Source organism: Friedmanniella luteola, assembly GCF_900105065.1.
Lineage (GTDB): Bacteria > Actinomycetota > Actinomycetes > Propionibacteriales > Propionibacteriaceae > Microlunatus > Microlunatus luteolus.
This window is the reverse complement of the sequence record NZ_LT629749.1, coordinates 1-17805: the sequence shown is the minus strand read 5'-3', so window position 1 is coordinate 17805 and position 17805 is coordinate 1. Positions and strand designations below refer to the sequence as shown.

Sequence of the window (17805 nt, the reverse complement as noted above, 5' to 3'; positions counted from 1 at the left end):
GACGGAGAGCCCTCCATGCACGACGACCGCACCCTCCTCGAGGGCCGCCTGAGCCGGTTCACCGCCGACCACCTCGCCCCCGCCGTGCACCGCGATCGGGCCCCGCTCACGCTGACCGCCTGGCCGGTCCCCGGCGAGCCGGTGCCCTTCGCCGAGGCCGTCCAGCAGGAGTTCACGCCCATCGAGGTGGGGGCCGCGTGGGGCCGCCCCTGGAGCACCCTCTGGATCCACGTCACGGGCGAGATCCCGGCCGGCTGGGCCGACGTGCCCGGCACCGTGCCGGAGATCTCGGTCGACCTCGGCTTCGGCACCGGCGCCGGCTTCCAGTCCGAGGGCCTGGCCTGGACGCCGGAGGGCCGCACGATCAAGGCCGTCTCCCCCTACAACCACCACCTCCCGGTCACCCCCGGGGCGCCCGTGGACTTCTACCTGGAGTGCGCGGCCAACCCCGACGTCGCCAACACCGGGTTCCGGCCCACCCCGAACGGCGACCCGGCGACCGCGGGCACCGACCCGATCTACCGGCTCCGCCGGCTGGAGCTGGTGCTCCGGGACGTGGCGGTCTGGGAGCTGCAGGCCGACATCTTCACCCTCGGCGGCCTGATGGCGGAGCTCCCCCTCGCCTCCAGCCGGCGGGCCGAGATCCTGACGGCCCTCCAGCGGGCCGTCGACACCGCCGACCCCGACGACCTGGCCGGCACCGCCGCCGACGCCCGTGCCCAGCTGGCCGACGTCCTCGGCCGGCCCGCCTCGGCCAGCGCGCACCGCGTCGTCGCCGTCGGGCACGCCCACATCGACAGCGCGTGGCTGTGGCCGGTGCGCGAGACGATCCGCAAGTGCGCGCGGACCTTCTCCAACGTCCTCGAGCTCGCCGAAGCCGACCCGGACTTCCGGTTCGCCTGCTCCTCGGCGCAGCAGTACGCCTGGATGAAGCAGTACTACCCCGAGCTCTTCGCCCGGATCACGGCGGCGGTGCAGCGGGGCCAGTTCGTCCCGGTCGGCGGCATGTGGGTCGAGTCCGACACCAACATGCCGGGCGGCGAGGCGATGGCCCGCCAATTCGTGGCCGGCAAGGGCTTCTTCCTGGAGAACTTCGGCGTCGAGACCGAGGAGGTCTGGCTGCCCGACAGCTTCGGCTACTCCGGCGCCCTGCCGCAGATCGTCCGGGCGTCCGGCTCCCGGTGGTTCCTGACCCAGAAGATCTCCTGGAACCAGGTCAACACCATGCCCCACCACACCTTCTGGTGGGAGGGCATCGACGGCAGCCGGGTGTTCACCCACTTCCCGCCCTCGGACACCTACAACTCGACGCTGTCGGGGGCCGACCTCGCCCGCGCCGAGCGGCAGTACCGCGAGAAGGGCCGCGGCACCACCTCGCTGATGCTGTTCGGCTACGGCGACGGCGGCGGCGGCCCCAACCGCGACATGCTGGCCGCCGCGCACCGGCTGGAGTCGCTGGAGGGTTCGCCGACGCTCCGGCTGGACTCCCCGGCCGGCTTCTTCGCCGACGCCGAGGCGGAGTACCCGGGCGCGCCGGTGTGGAGCGGGGAGATGTACCTCGAGCTGCACCGCGGCACCTACACCAGCCAGGCCCGCACCAAGCAGGGCAACCGGCGCAGCGAGCACCTGCTGCGGGAGGCCGAGCTGTGGGCGTCGACGGCGACCGTCCGGCTGGGCCGGGCGTACCCGGCGGCCGAGCTCGCGGAGCTCTGGCAGCTGGTGCTGCTCCAGCAGTTCCACGACATCCTGCCCGGCAGCTCCATCGCCTGGGTGCACCAGGACGCCCAGCGGAACTACGCGGCCATCGCCGAGCGGGCGGAGCGGCTGATCGCCGACGCGGCGCAGGCGCTGGTGGGCGAGGGCGACCAGCCGCTGCTGCTCAACGCCGCCCCGCACGCACGGTCCGGCGTCGCGGCCCTGGCCGTCGACGTCGTCGCGGCCGACGCGGGGACGGTGTCCGTCGAGCAGGTCACCGACGCCGAGGGCCGGCCCGCGCACCGCCTGGACAACGGGCTGGTGAGCGTCGTCGTGGACGGCGCCGGTCAGCTCTCGTCCCTGGTCGACGCGGCCAGCGGGCGCGAGGCGATCGCACCCGGGGAGAAGGGGCTGCGGCTCCAGCTGCACCGCGACATCCCCAACCAGTGGGACGCCTGGGACGTCGACGAGCACTACCGCCGCACGGTCCGCGAGATCGACTCGGTGGACGCGCTGGCGCTGGAGAGCACGCCGGAGGCCGCGACGGTCGTCGTCACCCGCTCCTTCGGCGCCTCCCGGGTCGAGCAGCGGATCACGCTGGCCGCCGGCTCGCCGTCGGTCGCCGTGACGCACACCGTCGACTGGCACGAGAAGCAGAAGCTCCTCAAGCTGGGCTCGTCGTTCGACGTGCACGCCGACCGCTCCGCGTCGGAGACGCAGTTCGGGCACATCTTCCGGCCCACCCACGTGAACACCTCCTGGGAGTTCGCCCGCTTCGAGATCTGCGCGCACCGGTTCCTGCACGTCGGCGAGCCCGGCTACGGCGTGGCCGTCACCAACGACGCGACCTACGGTCACGACGTCGGCCGGCAGACCCGGGAGGACGGCGGCACCACGACGACGGTGCGGCAGTCGTTGCTCCGGGCGCCGCTGTACCCCGACCCCGCCGCCGACCAGGGCCTGCACGTGCTGACGACGACGATCCGGCCGGGCGCCGCGATCGGCGACGCGGTCGAGGAGGGCTACCGCACCAACCTCGCCCCGCGCGTCGTCCGGGGCGCGCACCCGGTCGCCCCGCTGGTGAGCGTCAGCAACCCGGCCGTGGTGGTCGAGGCGGTCAAGCTGGCCGAGGACGGCAGCGGCGACCTGGTGGTCCGGCTGTACGAGTCGCTGGGCGGCCGCGCGCGGGCCACCGTGACGGCCGACGCCGCCGCCGCCGGCGTCGTCGCGACGGACCTGCTGGAGCGCCCGCTGGCGGACGGGGCGACCGCCGACGGCGCGTCGCTGGACCTCGAGCTGCGGCCCTTCCAGCTGCTGACGCTGCGGTTCCGCCGCTGAGCCCGGCTCCGGCGCCGTCCGGGTGAGGAGTTCGACCGCGAGCACCCGGTCGAGTTCCTCACGGGTCGTCCGAGCCCGCGCTCAGAGGGCGGCGAGCGCCGCCACGAGGTCGTCGAGGCCGAGACTGCCCTGGCTGAGGGCGGCCATGTGCCACGCCTTGAGGTCGAACGCGTCGCCCCGGGCGGCACGGGCGGCCTCCCGCCCGGCCAGCCAGGCCCGCTCCCCCAGCTTGTAGCTGATGGCCTGACCGGGCAGGCCGAGGTAGCGGACCAGCTCGCTGTCCAGGAGCGCGGGATCGCTGCCGCAGTGCTCGCCGAGGAAGGCCCGGCCCAGCTCCGGGGTCCACGGCCGGCCCCGGTGCCCGGCCAGCACGCCGTCGGCGTCGTCGGGGACGGGCAGCCCGAGGTGCATCCCGATGTCGATGACCACCCGGACGGCCCGCAGCTGCTGCCCGTCGAGGTAGCCGAGCCGCTCGCCGGGGTCGGTGAGGAAGCCCAGCTCGTCCATCAGCCGCTCCGCGTAGAGGGCCCAGCCCTCGACGTCAGCCCCGACGGCCCCCACCGTGGTCTGGAAGGTGGACAGGCTGCCCGCCACGTAGGTCCACTGCGCGAGCTGCAGGTGGTGGCCCGGCACGCCCTCGTGGTACCAGGTGGAGACCAGGTCCCAGAGCGGGAAGCGGTCCTGGCCCAGCGTCGGCAACCACGTGCGGCCGGGGCGGGCGAAGTCCTGGGACGGCTCGGTGTAGTAGGGCGCCCCCGCGCTCCCGGGCGGCGCGATCATCGCCTCCACCCGGCGGATCGGCGGCGCCAGGTCGAAGTGCGTGCCGTCCAGCGCGTCCATCGCGTCGTCCATCATCTGCTGCAGCCGCTGCCGGATCCGCTCGACGCCGACGACCGCCTCGCCGTGCTCGCGGAGCCACTGCATGGCCTCCGCCGGCGCCGAGCCGGGGAGCACCTGCTCCGCCACCGCCTGCTGCTCGTCGCGGATCCGCCCGAACTCGGCCCAGCCGAAGGCGTAGGCGTCCTCCAGCGCCGAGCCGGCGGCGAGGTCGATCCCGTTCCAGGAGCGGGCGAACCGGGCGTACCGCTCCCGCCCGACCGCGTCGGGCGTGCCCACCGCCTGCGGCGCGTAGGTGTCGCGGAGGAAGGCGTGCACCTCCACGACCGCCGCGTCGGCGTCGGCGGCGGCCCGGTCGAGGACGTCGCGGAGCTCGGCCGGCCCGGCGGCGACCAGGGTGGCGAAGTAGGGGCCCGCCGACCACTCCGCGAGCTGGTCGAGGACAGTGTGCACCTGGCGGGGGGCGGCGAACAGCCCCTGCGCCGCGCCCTCGGCCAGGGTGCCGCAGAAGTCGCGGTAGGCCTGCGGGACCCGGGCCAGCCGGCGGGCGATCACCTGCCAGTCCTCGACGGTCTCGGTCGGCATCAGCTCGAAGACCTGCCGCACCTCGTGCACGGGCGAGGCGAGGTTCGACAGCGCCCGCAGCCCCTCACCCGCTTCGTGCAGCGCGAGGTCGGCGCCGAGCCGCTCGCGCAGCAGCCGGGCGCAGCGCTGCTCGACCAGGTCGTCGGCGGCCGGCCCGGCCAGGGCCTGGTCGAGCTGGGCCAGGGTCGCCCGTCGCAGCTCCGCGAGGGCCTCGAGCCCGGCGGGCGAGAGGTCCGGCAGGCCGTCCGGCGCAGGCGTGCGCCCCAGGGAGGTGGCCAGCGTCGGGTCGAGGACGCAGAGCCGGTCGACGTAGTCGTCGGCGACCTGGCGGGGGGTGGGCAGGGCCATCGCGAACCTCGTGACGTCGTCTCGACTCCGCGCGGTCCCCGCGCGTGGGGCACGCCGCACGCTACCCACCCCGGTGCCCCGGCCACCAGCGGCGAGGCCCCGGACGCACGACAGCCCGGCACCTCGAAGGAGGTACCGGGCTGCGCGACCGCACTGTGCGCGAGGGGGGACTTGAACCCCCACGTCCTTTCGGACACTGGCACCTGAAGCCAGCGCGTCTGCCATTCCGCCACTCGCGCTCGGCCCGGACGCACACGCCCGGACCAGCCGAAGAAGGCTAGCACGATCCGCCGGGGCCCCTCGCCACGTGCGTCCCGGGCGGCACCGGGCAGCAGCGGCGCGGGCGCGCGCGGGGCGGGTCCCCGGGGTCACTCCCACTACGATCTAGGTTGGACCGGACCAGGGAAGGAGGGACATGGGGATCTTCGGACGCTTCGAGAAGAAGGTCGAGGGCGCCGTGAACGGCGTGTTCGCCCGCGCCTTCAAGGGCGACGTGCAGCCCGTCGAGATCGCGGCGCGGCTGCAGCGGGAGCTGGACGCCGAGGCCAAGCTCATGTCCCGGGACAAGCGCCTGGTGCCCAACGACTTCACCGTCGGCCTGTCCCCGCACGACCACGACAAGCTGGCGCCCTACAGCAGCACCCTCACCACGGAGCTGGCCGCCGAGCTGCGCCACCACGCGTCGGAGATGGGCTACCAGTTCAACGGGCCGATCCGCATCCACCTCGCGCTCGTCCCGGCCCTGCCGACCGGGCGCTTCACCGTCGAGTCCGAGGCCGTCGCCGGCGTCGAGGAGCGGGGGGGCACCGACCGGCCCGCCCCGCCCACCCGGCGGCCCGAGCCCCCGCGGCCCGCCGCCCCGGACCTGCGCCAGCAGCTCGTCCTCGAGGTCAACGGCACCCGGCACGCCCTGACCCCGCCCGGCCTGGTCATCGGCCGCGGCACCGAGGCGGACCTGCGGATCAACGACCCCGGCATCTCGCGGCGCCACGCCGAGATCCAGGTGGAGGGTGTGGGGGCGTCGCAGCGGCTGCACATCGTCGACCTGGGCTCCACGAACGGGATCGTCGTCAACGGGCACAGGGTGCGCGAGGCCGCGCTGCAGGAGGGCTCCCGGATCGAGATCGGCTCGACCCGGATGCTCGTCCACGCGCCGGCCGGTCGATGACCTGTGTCCGAGATCGCGCTCACCGTCCTCAAGGTGCTGTTCCTGGCCCTGCTGTGGCTGTTCATCTTCTCCGCGGTCTCGGTGATCCGCACCGACCTCTTCGGCAAGGCGGTGCCGGCCCCGGACCAGCCCGAGGCCCGCGAGCTGGAGTCGCCCCTGCCGCCGGCGCGCCGCACCCGGCGGCCGCGCGGTGAGCCGCGGGTGCTCAGCATCGTCCAGGGCCAGCAGACCGGTGAGGCCGCCGAGCTCGTGCCGGGGCTCGTGATGATCGGCCGGGGGGCCGACTGCCAGCTGATCCTCGACGACGACTACGTCTCGACCCGGCACGCCCGCGTGGTGGCCGGCGAGAGCGGGCTCTACATCGAGGACCTCGGCTCCACCAACGGCACCTACGTCAACGGTGCCCGGATCACCGCCCCCACCGCCATCTCGATGTCGGACACCCTGCGGATCGGCAAGACGATCCTCAAGCTGGAGCCGTGACGCGATGGCCCTGACCCTGCGCTACGTCACGCACTCCGAGATCGGCCTCGTCCGCAAGAACAACCAGGACTCCGGCTACGCCAGCCCGCACCTGCTCGTCGTCGCCGACGGCATGGGCGGGGCGGCGGCCGGGGACCTGGCGTCGGCGGTGGCCGTGGAGGCCATCCGGCAGGTCGACGCCCCGACGCCGTCGGCCGAGATGCTCGACGTCCTGGCCCGGGCCCTGCGCCAGGCCAACGACCGGATCGCCGACCTGGTCGAGGCCGACCTCTCCCTCGACGGGATGGGCACCACCGTCACCGGCGGGCTGTTCGACGGCTCCGAGCTGGGGCTGGCGCACATCGGCGACAGCCGCGCCTACCTCTTCCGCGACGGCCGGCTGGAGCGGCTGACCCACGACCACAGCTGGGTGCAGTCCCTGGTGGACGACGGCAAGATCGACGAGGCCGAGGCCGCCGTGCACCCGCACCGCTCGCTGCTGCTCAAGGTGCTCAACGGCCAGCCGGCGAACGAGCCCGACCTCACCCGGACGACGCTGGCCGCCGGTGACCGGCTGCTGCTGTGCAGCGACGGCCTGTGCGGGCTGGTCGACGACACCGCCATCGCCGCGGCGCTCACCCTCGGCGACGCGGACCAGGCGCTCGACCGGCTGGTCGGCGAGGCGCTGGCCGAGGGCGGCATCGACAACATCACGGTGATCCTGGCCGACGTCGTCGAGGACGGGGGGAGCACCGAGCGGGTCGTGCTCGGGGCCGCCGCGGACCGGTTCCAGCCGACCACCCCCCTCGGCCTCCCCGGCCCTGGGGCCGGCGCGACCGGCCGGGACGCGGGCCCGTCTGGCGGCGCGAGCGCCGTGAGCCCCTCGGCCGTGGAGGACGAGGCCCGCTACAACCCGCAGCCGCCCGCCCGCCGCCGGCTGGTCCGCCCGCTGGTCGGCGTCCTCGTGCTGCTGCTGGTGGCCGGCGCCGGTCTGGCCACCGCCTGGTCCTGGACCCGGACCCAGTACTTCGTGGGCGCCCACGGCGACCAGGTGGCGATCTTCCAGGGGCTGCCGGACGACGTCGTCATCCCGCTCTCACGGGTCTACGAGGTGCAGCCGCTGCTGATCGCCCAGCTGCCCGCCTTCTACGCGACCCAGGTCGAGGCCGGCATCGAGGTCGGCAGCCTCGAGTCGGCCCGGCAGACCGTCGCCGAGCTGACCGAGGCGGCTCGGCGCTGCGAGCTGGCCCGGCCCACCCCGTCCCCGTCCCCGGCGCCGCGACCGAGCGGGACGGCCACCCCCCGCGCCACCCCCACGCCCGCGGCGTCGGAGGTGCCCGCCAGCCCCGACGCGTCCGCGACGACCGGGCCGGGCTGCTGAGGTGAGCGCCGCCACGCCGATGACGGTCGTGCCCCGCAAGCGCCGCGGCACCGAGCTCGCCCTGCTGGTCTTCGCCCTCGGCATCGGGCTGGCCGCCTTCGCGGTCGTCGACCTGAACGTCCTGGGCACGGTCTCCCCGCGGTTCCCGGTGGTCGCCGCGGTCTGCGGCGGGCTCGCGCTCGCCGCCCACCTCGCCGTCCGCTGGCGGCTCCCCTACGCCGACCCGGTGCTGCTGCCCTGCGTGGTGCTGCTCAACGGGCTCGGGCTGACGATGATCCACCGGATCGACCTGATCAACGCGCCCCCGCTCAACGGGGCCCGCCAGCAGCTCATCTGGACCGTGCTGGGCGTCGCCCTCTTCGTCGCGGTGGTCATGCTGCTCCGCGACCACCGTCCGCTCCAGGGCTTCACCTACACGATCGGGCTGGCCGGCGTGGTCCTCCTGCTGCTGCCCCTGGTGCCCGGGCTGGGGGTGGAGAAGTTCGGCGCGCGGATCTGGATCGCCGTCGGCCCCTACAGCTTCCAGCCCGCCGAGGCGGCGAAGGTGCTGTTGTCCATCGCCTTCGCCTCCTACCTGGTGGAGAAGCGCGACGTGCTGGCGCTCGCCGGCTGGCGGGTGCTGGGCCTCGACCTGCCCCGGGCACGCGACCTCGGCCCGATCCTCGTGATGTGGCTCGTCAGCCTCGCCGTGCTGGTCCGGCAGCGCGACCTGGGAACCTCGCTGCTGTTCTTCGGGTTGTTCGTCATGATGCTCTACGTCGCGACGGAGCGGGCCGGCTGGCCCGTGCTCGGCACCCTGCTCTTCGCGCTCGGCGCCTACCTCGGCTACCAGCTCTTCGGTCACGTCCGGGTCCGGGTCGGGGCCTGGCTGGACCCCTTCTCGGACTACGACGCCTACTACCAGGTGATCAACGCCCAGTTCGGCATGGCCTGGGGCGGTCTGCTGGGCACCGGGCTGGGCGAGGGCCGGCCCGGGCTGACCCCGCTGGCCCGGAGCGACTTCATCGCCGCCGCCCTCGGCGAGGAGCTGGGGATGACCGGGCTGATGGCGATCATCCTCGTCTACGGGCTGGTGGTGGCCCGCGGGCTCCGGACCGCGCTGCAGTGCCGTGAGCCGTTCGGCAAGCTGCTGGCTGCGGGGCTGTCCTTCGCCTTCGCGCTGCAGGTGTTCACGATCATCGGCGGCGTCACCCGGCTGCTGCCGCTGACCGGCCTGACCACGCCGTTCATGTCCCAGGGCGGATCGTCGATGATCTCCAACTGGATCGTCGTCGCGCTGCTGCTCGTCGTCTCGCACCAGGCGCGGAAGCCGGTGGTCACGGTGACACCGCTCGACCCCGACGCGGAGACCACCCAGCTCGTCCGGGCGCCCGCCGTGAGCGGCGGTGGACCAGCGTGAACCGGCCCATCCGCCGGGTGGCGTTCGTGACGATGCTGATGTTCGCGCTGCTGCTGGCCAACGGCACCTACATGACGCTGTTCCGCACGGGGTCGCTGGCCGCCGAGCCGCAGAACCGCCGCGTCCGGGACGCCGAGTTCGCGCAGGACCGGGGCGCGATCCTGGCGGCCGGCAAGACCGAGATCGCCACCACCGAGCCGTCGAAGGACCGCTTCCGCTACCAGCGCAGCTACCCGGCCGGGTCGCTCTACGCCCCGGTCACCGGCTTCTACTCCTACGACCACGGCAGCTCGGGCGTGGAGAGCACGTACAACAGCCAGCTCGCCGGCACCGCGGACGCCCTGTTCGTCCGGCGCCTGATCGACCTGACCACCAACCGCGCCCCGCAGGGGGCGAGCGTCCAGACGACGATCGTGCCCGCCATGCAGGAGGCGGCGGCCCGGGCGCTCGGTGACCAGAAGGGCGCGGTCGTCGCCCTGGACCCGCAGACCGGCGCCGTGCTGGCCCTGGTGACCAGCCCGACCTACGACCCGAACGACATCGCGAGCCACCAGATCGAGGAGGCCGGCCGGGCCTACGACCGGCTGGCCGGGGCGGAGGACCGGCCGCTGGCCAACCGCGCAGCCCGGGAGATCTACCCGCCGGGCTCCACCTTCAAGCTGGTGACGGCCGCCGCCGCCCTGGCCGACGGCCAGGAGCCGGACTCGAAGGTCGACAGCCCCGCCCGGCTGACGCTGCCCGGCACGAAGACGGTGCTGCCCAACTCGACGAACTGCGGCGGCACCTCGATCACGTTGACCCAGGCGCTCAAGGTCTCCTGCAACACCGCCTTCGCCAACCTCGGCCTCGAGCTCGGCCAGGACAAGCTCCGCGAGCAGGCGCAGGCCTTCGGCTTCGACCAGCGCCACCTCGCCGACCTGAACGGCGTGGCCAGCCGCTTCCCCGACGACCTCGACGACGCCCAGCTCGCCCTCAGCTCGATCGGGCAGTTCGACGTCGCGGCCAGCCCCCTGCAGATGGCGATGGTCACCGCCGGCATCGCCAACGACGGCGTCGTGATGGACCCCTACCTGGTCAGCATGGTGCAGGCACCGGACCTGAAGCCGCTGTCGACGCACGAGCCGACGGAGCTGTCGGAGGCGATGACGCCGGAGAACGCGCAGCAGCTGCAGCAGATGATGGTCGAGACGGTGGCCTCGGGCACCGGCCGCAACGGCGCCATCGCCGGCGTCGAGGTGGGCGGGAAGACGGGCACCGCCCAGTCCGACCCGTCGCGCAAGCCCTTCGCCTGGTTCACCTCCTTCGCCCCGGCGGACGACCCGCGGGTGGCCGTCGCGGTGGTGGTGGAGGACGCCGACATCCCCCGCCAGGACATCGCCGGCGGCCGGGTGGCGGCCCCGATCGCCCGCGCGGTGATGGAGGCCGGGCTGTGACCGGGTGCGCGACCTCGGGTCGCCCGGCCGCCGGGGCAGCACCCGCCCGTCACCTCGGTGCCCCACAATGGCGCGGGGCACGGGGAGCCCAGGAGGGGTGGGGGGCGGGCACGCAGGTCCGAGCGGCCACACGGAGAGGAACCACGAGATGACTGGCGAGCCGATCACCGTCGGAGGCCGCTACGAGCTGGGCGACGTGCTCGGCCGCGGCGGGATGGCGGAGGTCCGCGGGGCCGTCGACCGTCGCCTCGGTCGACCCGTGGCGGTCAAGCAGCTCCGCGCCGACCTGGCCACCGACCCGACCTTCCAGGCGCGGTTCCGCCGCGAGGCCCAGTCGGCCGCCGGCCTCAACCACCCGACGATCGTGGCCGTCTACGACACCGGTGAGGAGCCCGACCCCCACACGGGCATCTCCATCCCTTACATCGTCATGGAGCTGGTGGAGGGCTCGACGCTGCGCGACGTGCTCCGCGACGGCCGCAAGATCCTCCCGGAGCGGGCGCTGGAGCTGGTCCAGGGCGTCCTCGACGCGCTGAGCTACAGCCACAAGGCGGGGATCATCCACCGCGACATCAAGCCGGCCAACGTCATGCTGACCCCGACGGGCGGGGTCAAGGTGATGGACTTCGGCATCGCCCGGGCCGTCGCCGACACCTCGGCGACGATGACGCAGACCGCCGCCGTGATCGGCACCGCCCAGTACCTGTCCCCGGAGCAGGCCCGCGGGGAGACGGTGGACGCCCGCAGCGACATCTACTCCGCCGGCTGCCTGCTCTACGAGCTGCTGGTGGGCCGACCGCCGTTCATCGGCGAGTCCCCGGTCAGCGTCGCCTACCAGCACGTCCGGGAGGCGCCGGTGCCGCCCAGCCAGCTGGACCCGGTGATCACGCCGGACATCGACGCCATCACCCTCAAGGCCCTGGCCAAGGACCCGGCGGACCGCTACCAGTCGGCCCGGGAGATGAAGGCCGACATCACCCGCGTGCTGGCCGGGCAGCAGGCCACCGCCGTCGTCCCGCGGGTCGGCGCCGTGCCCGCGGACGCCGCCCCCACCCAGCTGGTGCCGGTGCCCGTCGCGCCGCCGCTGGACGAGGACGAGGAGGAGCCGCCCCGCCGCCGGGCCGGGGTGGTGGCGGCCGTCGTCGCCCTGGTGCTGCTGCTCATCGGGGCCGGCGCCTTCGGGCTGTGGCGCGCCTTCGGGCCCCAGGACCCGGAACCGGTGGCCATGGTCGAGGTGCCGGCGGTCATCACCTACCCCCAGGCGCTGGCGGAGGCCCGGCTCACCGAGGTCGGGCTGAAGGCCGAGGTCCGGCGGACGAACGGGGCGGACGGTGCCACCAAGGGCACCATCACGGCGCAGAACCCGATCGGCGGGACCCAGGTGCCGACGGGCAGCACCGTCGGCCTCACCCTCAACGTCGGCCCCAAGACGGCGAAGATCCCCGGCGACCTGGTCGGCACCGACGTCGACGACGCGGAGAAGGCCCTGGCGGACGCGGGTTTCACCAACGTCAGCACCGAGGCGGCCACCAGCGAGGACGCGGACGCCGAGGAGAACGAGGTCCTCGCGGTGGACCCCGGCGAGGGGGACACGGCCGCCCTCGACGACGAGATCGTCCTCAGCTACGCCACGGGTGAGTCGGCCGTGCCGGTGCTCACCGGGAAGACGCCCGAGCAGGCCCTCTCCGACGCGCGCACCGCCGGCTTCACCAACGTGAAGCGGGTGGACCAGGAGACCGACGACGAGACGGCCGGCGTGGTCTTCAAGCAGAACCCCGACGCGGGTGAGCGGGAGAAGCGGAGCAAGCAGATCACCATCACGGTCGCCGTCGCGCCGCCCCCGCCCGAGCCCGACCCGACGACCCCGCCGCCCACCCCGGAGGCCTCGGAGAGCCCGGCCCCGACGCCCGGCAGCACGCCGGGGGAGACCTCGCCGACGCCCGGCAGCACCCCGGGCTGACGCGCTAATAGAACACCCGTGCGATTGGTGCTAGCCTGGCGACATGACCAGCCTGGTCCAGACCTCGCTCTTCGACCTGCCCGAGCCCGACGACGGGCTCGGACCGCTGGGTGGGCTCGTGACCCGGCAGGTGCTGGGCCGCGGCGCGTGGGTCGACGTGCTCCCGGGGTGGCTGAGCGGGGCCGACACCCTGTTCGACACCCTGCTGGGCGAGGTGCCCTGGGTGGCGGAGCGCCGGCAGATGTACGAGCGGGTGGTCGACGTCCCGCGGCTGCTCTGCTTCTACGGGGAGGCCGACCCGCTCCCGCATCCCGCGCTCGTCACCGCCCGGGACGCGCTGAACGCCCACTACGGCCCCGAGCTGGGCGAGCCCTTCACCACCGCGGGACTCTGCCTGTACCGGGACGGCCGGGACTCGGTCGCCTGGCACGGCGACACCATCGGCCGCGGACGGATGGAGGACACCATGGTGGCGATCGTCTCCCTGGGGTCGCCCCGGCACCTCGTGCTGCGGCCGCGGGGCGGCGGCGCCTCGATCCGGCAGCAGCTCGGGCACGGCGACCTCGTCGTCATGGGCGGGTCCTGCCAGCGCACCTGGGAGCACGCCATCCCCAAGACCAGCAAGCCCGTCGGGCCGCGGATCAGCGTCCAGTTCCGCCCGCACGGCGTGCGCTGAGGCGCGCTCCCGCGCGCCGAGCCCTCAGCGCTCAGAACCCGCCGACATCAGCGGGGCCAGCCCGACGGCGCGGGCCGGCGCCTCGGTGTCGCCGCAGACGGCGAGCCAGTTCGCGAGCATCTGGTAGCCGCCCTCGGTGAGCACCGACTCGGGGTGGAACTGCACGGCCTCCACCGCCAGCTCGCGGTGCCGGACGGCCATCACGACGCCGCTCTCGGTGAGCGCGGTGACCTCCAGCACCGGCGGCACCGTCTCGGGCTCGATGGCCAGCGAGTGGTAGCGGGTGGCGGTGAACGGCTGCGGCAGCCCGGCCAGGACGCCGCGCCCCTGGTGCTCGATCAGCGAGGTCTTCCCGTGCAGCAGCTCCGGGGCCCGGTCGACCACCCCGCCGTAGGCGACGCCGATGGACTGCAGGCCGAGGCAGACACCGAAGATCGGCAGCACGCCCGCCTGCTGGCGGACGACGTCGACGCAGACGCCGGCGCCCTCGGGCGTGCCGGGGCCGGGCGAGAGCAGGATGCCGTCGAACCCGCGCACGAAGCCGGGGTCGGCGAAGCGCGGGTCGTCGTTGCGCCAGACCTCGACCTCGGCGCCCAGCTGGGCCAGGTACTGGACGAGGTTGTAGACGAAGGAGTCGTAGTTGTCGATCACCAGGATCTTGGCGGCGCTCACACCTGCCATCATCCCCCTCCGGCGGCGGCGCCCCCCGGGGTGACCAGCGTCAGCGCGGGGTCTCGTCGTCCTCGGCGGTCGGTGAGGCGCTGTTCCCGCCGGGCGGAGTGGCGAACTGCAGGTCGAGCGAGCCCTCGTGGGCCGGGAAGTCGGCCCGCCCGAGCGAGCGCTCCTGGTAGACCAGGCCGTAGGCGGCCACGTACTGCTGGTAGATCTGCAGGGCCGGGGAGCCGGCCAGCGCGGCCCGCAGCCGACCGGGATCGCCCAGCGCGCTCACCACGTAGGGCGGGGCGTAGGGGATGCCGTGCAGCACGACGGTGTTGCCGACGCACTTGACCCCGGTGGTCGAGATGACCCGCTGGCCCTGGATGGTCATGGCCTCCGCTCCGCCGCTCCACAGGGCATTGACGACGGCCTGGATGTCCTGCTGGTGGACGACCAGCAGGTCCGGGTCGACGCCATCGGCCGCCACCGTGTCGGGGGCGTCGTCGATGGTGACCGAGACCGCAGGGCCCGTCAGGGCGGTGAAGGCGGCCGCCGCGGACGCCCGCTCCAGCCGGGGCCTGGAGGGCCGGGTCGGTGTCCTCGACGCTCGCCAGCGCGTCCACCTGGGCGCGGACCTCGCTGACCTGCCGGGCGAGGTCGGCGTTGCGGCGTGACTGGGACTGCACCAGGCTCACCAGATCGGTGTTGCGGCCGGGCCGCAGGTCGGTGCCCCGGGCGTTGACCGCGCTCACCACCACCATCAGACCCGCCAGCAGGCAGACCGCGGCCGTGAGCACCCGGCCGGCGGGGCGGCGGGTGGCGTCGCGCCGGAGCTGCGCGGTCCGGGCGCGGCGCAGGGCGCGACGGACCCGGTGGCCCGGTCCGACCCCCTGCTCCCGCTCCACCCGGCTGCCCTCCCGACGCGTCGTGCGGCCCCGACGAGATGGCTCCGGCCGGGTTCGCCGACTACGCTACCGACCGACACCGAGGAGTTGAGCGTGCCAGAGTCGAGAACCCGCAAGTCCGCCGACGCGAAGCTGCGTCGGGCCCGCCAGGAGGCCAAGCCGGCCAAGGTGAAGGCCCCGTCCAGCCGGCGGTGGGTCCCGCCGACCTTCATCACGGTCGGGCTGCTGGGTGTGATCTGGCTGATCGTCTACTACGTCGCGGGGCCGAGCATCCCCTACATGAGCGACCTCGGCAACTGGAACATCCTGATCGGCATGGGCGGCATGGCGGCCGCCTTCGGCATCGCCACGCTCTGGCGCTGACCCGTCCTCCACCCGTCGAACTACACCTGTGTGATTCGTCCACAATGGGGATAACTCCTGTGGACGACGCCCCGGCACCGCCCGCGTGACCCGGTCCACCCCCACGCGGCGGCTGGACCGGGAGATCTTCGGGCTCGCCCTGCCCACCCTGGCGACCCTGGTCTCGGAGCCCCTGCTGCTGCTGGCCGACTCGGCGATCATCGGCCACCTGGGCACCGACGCCCTCGCGGGGCTGGGGATCGCCGCGAACGTCCTGGGGGTGCTCACCGGCCTGTGCATCTTCCTGGCCTACGGCACGACCGGGACCGTCGCCCGCCGCATGGGGGCGGGCGACCGCGCGGCCGCGCTGGCCGGCGGCTTCGACGGGCTGGTGCTGGCCGTCCTGCTCGGCGTGCTGCTCTGCGCCGCCCTGCAGCTCGCCGTGCCGGCTCTCGTCGGCGCGTACGGGGCGTCGCCGGCGGTGACGGCGGGGGCGACGACCTACCTGCGGGTCGCGGCCTTCGGCCTGCCCTCGATCCTGCTGCTGCTGGCCGGCACGGGGGTGCTGCGCGGGCTGCAGGACACCCGGACACCGCTGCAGGTCGTGATCGCCACCAACCTCGTGAACATCGTGCTGAACCTCCTCCTCGTCCACGGCGTCGGCCTGGGCATCGCCGGCTCCGCCCTGGGGACCCTGCTGGCCCAGACCGCCGCGGCCGTCGTGGTGGCCGTGGTGGTCGTCCGCCGGATGCGGGCGGTGCACGCCCGGCCCCGCTTCGCGCCCGGCGGCGTGCTGCGGGCGGCCCGGTCCGGGACCTGGCTCGTGCTGCGCACCGCGACCCTGCAGGGCGCGGTCACCCTGACCACCCTGGTCGCCACCACGAGCGGGACCGTCGCGCTGGCCGCGCACCAGGTGGTCAACAGCCTCTGGGTGCTGCTGGCCTTCGCCCTGGACGCCCTGGCCATCGCCGGCCAGGCGATCATCGGGCGGGCGCTGGGCGCGGGCGAGGCGGAGCTCGGCCGGGCGATGACGCGGCGGATGGTCGGCTGGGGCGTGCTCGCCGGGGTGGTCTTCGGCCTCCTCGTCTGGGCGGCCCGCCCGCTCTACGTCGGGTTCTTCTCCCCCGACCCGCAGGTGCAGCAGCTGGTCGGCGCCGTGCTGCTGGTCGTCGCGGTGGTCACCCCGGTGGCCGGGGTGGTCTACGTCCTCGACGGCGTGCTGATCGGTGCGGGCGACAGCCGCTACCTGGCCCTCGCCGGGTTGCTCGCCCTGCTGGCCTACGCACCGCTGGCGCTGCTGGTGCGTGCGGAGGGCGCCGGTCTGGTCTGGCTCTGGGCCGCGTACGGGGTCTTCATGCTGGCCCGGATGACGACGCTGGTGCTGCGGGTCCGCACCGGTGCCTGGGTGCGGACCGGCGCGGCCGTCCGGTAGGTCGCCGGTCGGCAGGCCCCGGGACCCGCCGGTCAGCCGTTGAGGTCCGGCTTGGTCCAGTACCAGGTGCTGTCGAGCCGCTTCCGGGCCTCCAGCGCCCCGAGGACCATGACCACCCCGGCGACCAGCGCGAACACCCAGGCGACGCCCAGCCGGGAGGGGACGCCGGCCGCCTCGAGCTGGTTGTAGCCGGTGACCACGAGCACGGCGCTGGCGGCCAGCAGCCACCCGGACAGCAGCGCCAACCGGCGGACCCAGCGGCCCAGCGTGGCCGCGGCCAGCGACCAGAACGAGCCGAGCCCGGCCAGCAGGCCGATCTGCTGGGCAGCCAGCCCCAGGTAGGTGATGTCGAGGCCGAAGGCGAGCCGGCCGCGGTGGACCGCGCCGAAGCCCTCGGCGTCCGGCTGGGCGGCGACGAAGAAGCGGGTGGCGCGATCAGCCCGCGCCCGTAGGCGTCGAAGGCCTGGATCCCGACGTGCGGGAGGACGGCGCTGAGGACCATGGACACCGCCGCGATGCCGGCGACCACGCCGCGGCGCTGGTAGCCACGGCGGCGGCGGAGGCGGGCCTCCTCGGTGGGCAGGATCACGGGCCGACCCTACGTGACGCGCAGCGGCGTCCACCGGACCCGGCGCCGCGGCCGGTACCCGCCCGCGGACAGCACGACACCCCGGGGCGCAGGGGCCCCGGGGCGTCGTGGTCGAGCAGGTGCGTCGCTCAGGAAGCGGCGACGACGGCGAGCTGGACGTGCGCGGTGACCGCGTCGTGCAGCTTCACGCCGACGGTGTGGTTGCCGATCGACTTGATCGGCTTCCGGATCTCGACCGAGCGCTTGTCGACCGAGACGTTGCCGACCTTCTTGATGGCCCCGGCGATGTCGGCCGCCGTCACGGCGCCGAACAGCTTGCCGGTGTCACCGGCCCGCACCGGGAGCTCGACGCTCAGGCCCTCGAGCTGCGTCCGCACCTCCTGGGCGTGGTCGATGCCCGGATCTCGCGGGCCGAACGGCTCCGCTTGATGCCGTCGATCTGCTTCTCGCCGCCACGGGTCCAGCGGATGGCGAAGCCACGCGGCAGGAGGTAGTTCCGGCCGTAGCCGTCCTTGACCTCGACCACGTCGCCGGCGCCACCGAGGTTGTCCACGGCAGCCGTCAGGATGAGCTTCATCTGGGCTTCCCTCCTCAGCGA

General features: G+C 74.1%; 15 protein-coding genes, 1 tRNA gene and 1 pseudogene. 11 read left to right on the top strand and 6 right to left on the bottom strand.

Annotated elements, in window-relative coordinates:
- Window positions 1-15: 15 nt before the first annotated feature.
- Complete coding sequence (locus tag BLT72_RS00080) at window positions 16-3033, top strand: alpha-mannosidase (RefSeq protein WP_091408383.1); 3018 nt, start codon at window positions 16-18, stop codon at window positions 3031-3033.
- 81 nt (window positions 3034-3114) lie between these two features.
- Here BLT72_RS00080 and BLT72_RS00075 read toward each other — a convergent pair whose 3' ends face one another.
- Both BLT72_RS00075 and BLT72_RS00070 read right to left on the bottom strand, forming a co-directional pair.
- Window positions 3115-4803: a DUF885 domain-containing protein gene (locus tag BLT72_RS00075; RefSeq protein WP_091408379.1), complete on the bottom strand. Its 1689-nt coding sequence runs from the start codon at window positions 4801-4803 to the stop codon at window positions 3115-3117.
- 156 nt (window positions 4804-4959) lie between these two features.
- Window positions 4960-5042 (bottom strand) — tRNA-Leu (locus BLT72_RS00070).
- A gap of 176 nt (window positions 5043-5218) precedes the next feature.
- Here BLT72_RS00070 and BLT72_RS00065 point away from each other — a divergent pair.
- The 7 genes from BLT72_RS00065 to BLT72_RS00035 all read left to right on the top strand — a co-directional run bounded on the left by BLT72_RS00065 (window position 5219) and on the right by BLT72_RS00035 (window position 13282).
- Complete coding sequence (locus BLT72_RS00065) at window positions 5219-5971, top strand: FHA domain-containing protein (RefSeq protein ID WP_091408375.1); 753 nt, start codon at window positions 5219-5221, stop codon at window positions 5969-5971.
- Window positions 5972-5974: 3 nt separating this feature from the next.
- Window positions 5975-6454, top strand: coding sequence for an FHA domain-containing protein FhaB/FipA (locus BLT72_RS00060; protein ID WP_091408371.1), 480 nt, complete (start codon window positions 5975-5977; stop codon window positions 6452-6454).
- A gap of 4 nt (window positions 6455-6458) precedes the next feature.
- Entirely contained in the window at window positions 6459-7814 is a 1356-nt protein-coding gene (locus BLT72_RS00055; RefSeq protein ID WP_091408368.1) for a PP2C family protein-serine/threonine phosphatase, read from the top strand.
- Between the two features lie 19 nt (window positions 7815-7833).
- Window positions 7834-9213: an FtsW/RodA/SpoVE family cell cycle protein gene (locus BLT72_RS00050; protein ID WP_091416327.1), complete on the top strand. Its 1380-nt coding sequence runs from the start codon at window positions 7834-7836 to the stop codon at window positions 9211-9213.
- A complete protein-coding gene (locus BLT72_RS00045) occupies window positions 9210-10646 on the top strand; it encodes a peptidoglycan D,D-transpeptidase FtsI family protein (protein ID WP_091408365.1) in 1437 nt (478 codons plus the stop codon). Before BLT72_RS00050 ends, BLT72_RS00045 begins: the two co-directional genes overlap by 4 nt.
- 148 nt (window positions 10647-10794) lie before the next feature.
- Window positions 10795-12606 carry a Stk1 family PASTA domain-containing Ser/Thr kinase gene (gene pknB, locus BLT72_RS00040; RefSeq protein ID WP_091408362.1) on the top strand — a complete coding sequence of 604 codons (1812 nt, stop codon included), beginning with the start codon at window positions 10795-10797 and terminating at the stop codon, window positions 12604-12606.
- Window positions 12607-12649: 43 nt separating this feature from the next.
- Window positions 12650-13282, top strand: coding sequence for an alpha-ketoglutarate-dependent dioxygenase AlkB (locus BLT72_RS00035; RefSeq protein WP_091408358.1), 633 nt, complete (start codon window positions 12650-12652; stop codon window positions 13280-13282).
- Window positions 13283-13306: 24 nt separating this feature from the next.
- Here BLT72_RS00035 and BLT72_RS00030 read toward each other — a convergent pair whose 3' ends face one another.
- Together BLT72_RS00030 and BLT72_RS22880 are read right to left on the bottom strand one after the other, a co-directional pair.
- A complete protein-coding gene (locus BLT72_RS00030; RefSeq protein WP_231930225.1) occupies window positions 13307-13954 on the bottom strand; it encodes an aminodeoxychorismate/anthranilate synthase component II in 648 nt (215 codons plus the stop codon).
- Between the two features lie 49 nt (window positions 13955-14003).
- A complete protein-coding gene (locus BLT72_RS22880; RefSeq protein WP_231930717.1) occupies window positions 14004-14474 on the bottom strand; it encodes a DUF881 domain-containing protein in 471 nt (156 codons plus the stop codon).
- Here BLT72_RS22880 and BLT72_RS22875 point away from each other — a divergent pair.
- From BLT72_RS22875 to BLT72_RS00015, 3 genes are all read left to right on the top strand, one after another.
- Window positions 14446-14613: a hypothetical protein gene (locus BLT72_RS22875; protein ID WP_231930231.1), complete on the top strand. Its 168-nt coding sequence runs from the start codon at window positions 14446-14448 to the stop codon at window positions 14611-14613. The two genes, BLT72_RS22880 and BLT72_RS22875, sit on opposite strands and share 29 nt — an antisense overlap.
- A 324-nt stretch (window positions 14614-14937) precedes the next feature.
- On the top strand, window positions 14938-15207 hold the full coding sequence (locus tag BLT72_RS00020) for a cell division protein CrgA (protein WP_091408354.1): 270 nt from the start codon (window positions 14938-14940) through the stop codon (window positions 15205-15207).
- An 85-nt stretch (window positions 15208-15292) separates the two neighbouring features.
- Window positions 15293-16618, top strand: coding sequence for an MATE family efflux transporter (locus BLT72_RS00015; RefSeq protein WP_091408350.1), 1326 nt, complete (start codon window positions 15293-15295; stop codon window positions 16616-16618).
- Window positions 16619-16650: 32 nt separating this feature from the next.
- On the opposite strand, the gene BLT72_RS21995 is transcribed toward BLT72_RS00015, so the two are convergent.
- Both BLT72_RS21995 and rplI read right to left on the bottom strand, forming a co-directional pair.
- Window positions 16651-17241, bottom strand: coding sequence for a hypothetical protein (locus tag BLT72_RS21995; protein WP_157720199.1), 591 nt, complete (start codon window positions 17239-17241; stop codon window positions 16651-16653).
- A 94-nt stretch (window positions 17242-17335) separates the two neighbouring features.
- Window positions 17336-17784: pseudogene (gene rplI / locus BLT72_RS00005) on the bottom strand (50S ribosomal protein L9).
- Between the last annotated feature and the right edge of the window lie 21 nt (window positions 17785-17805).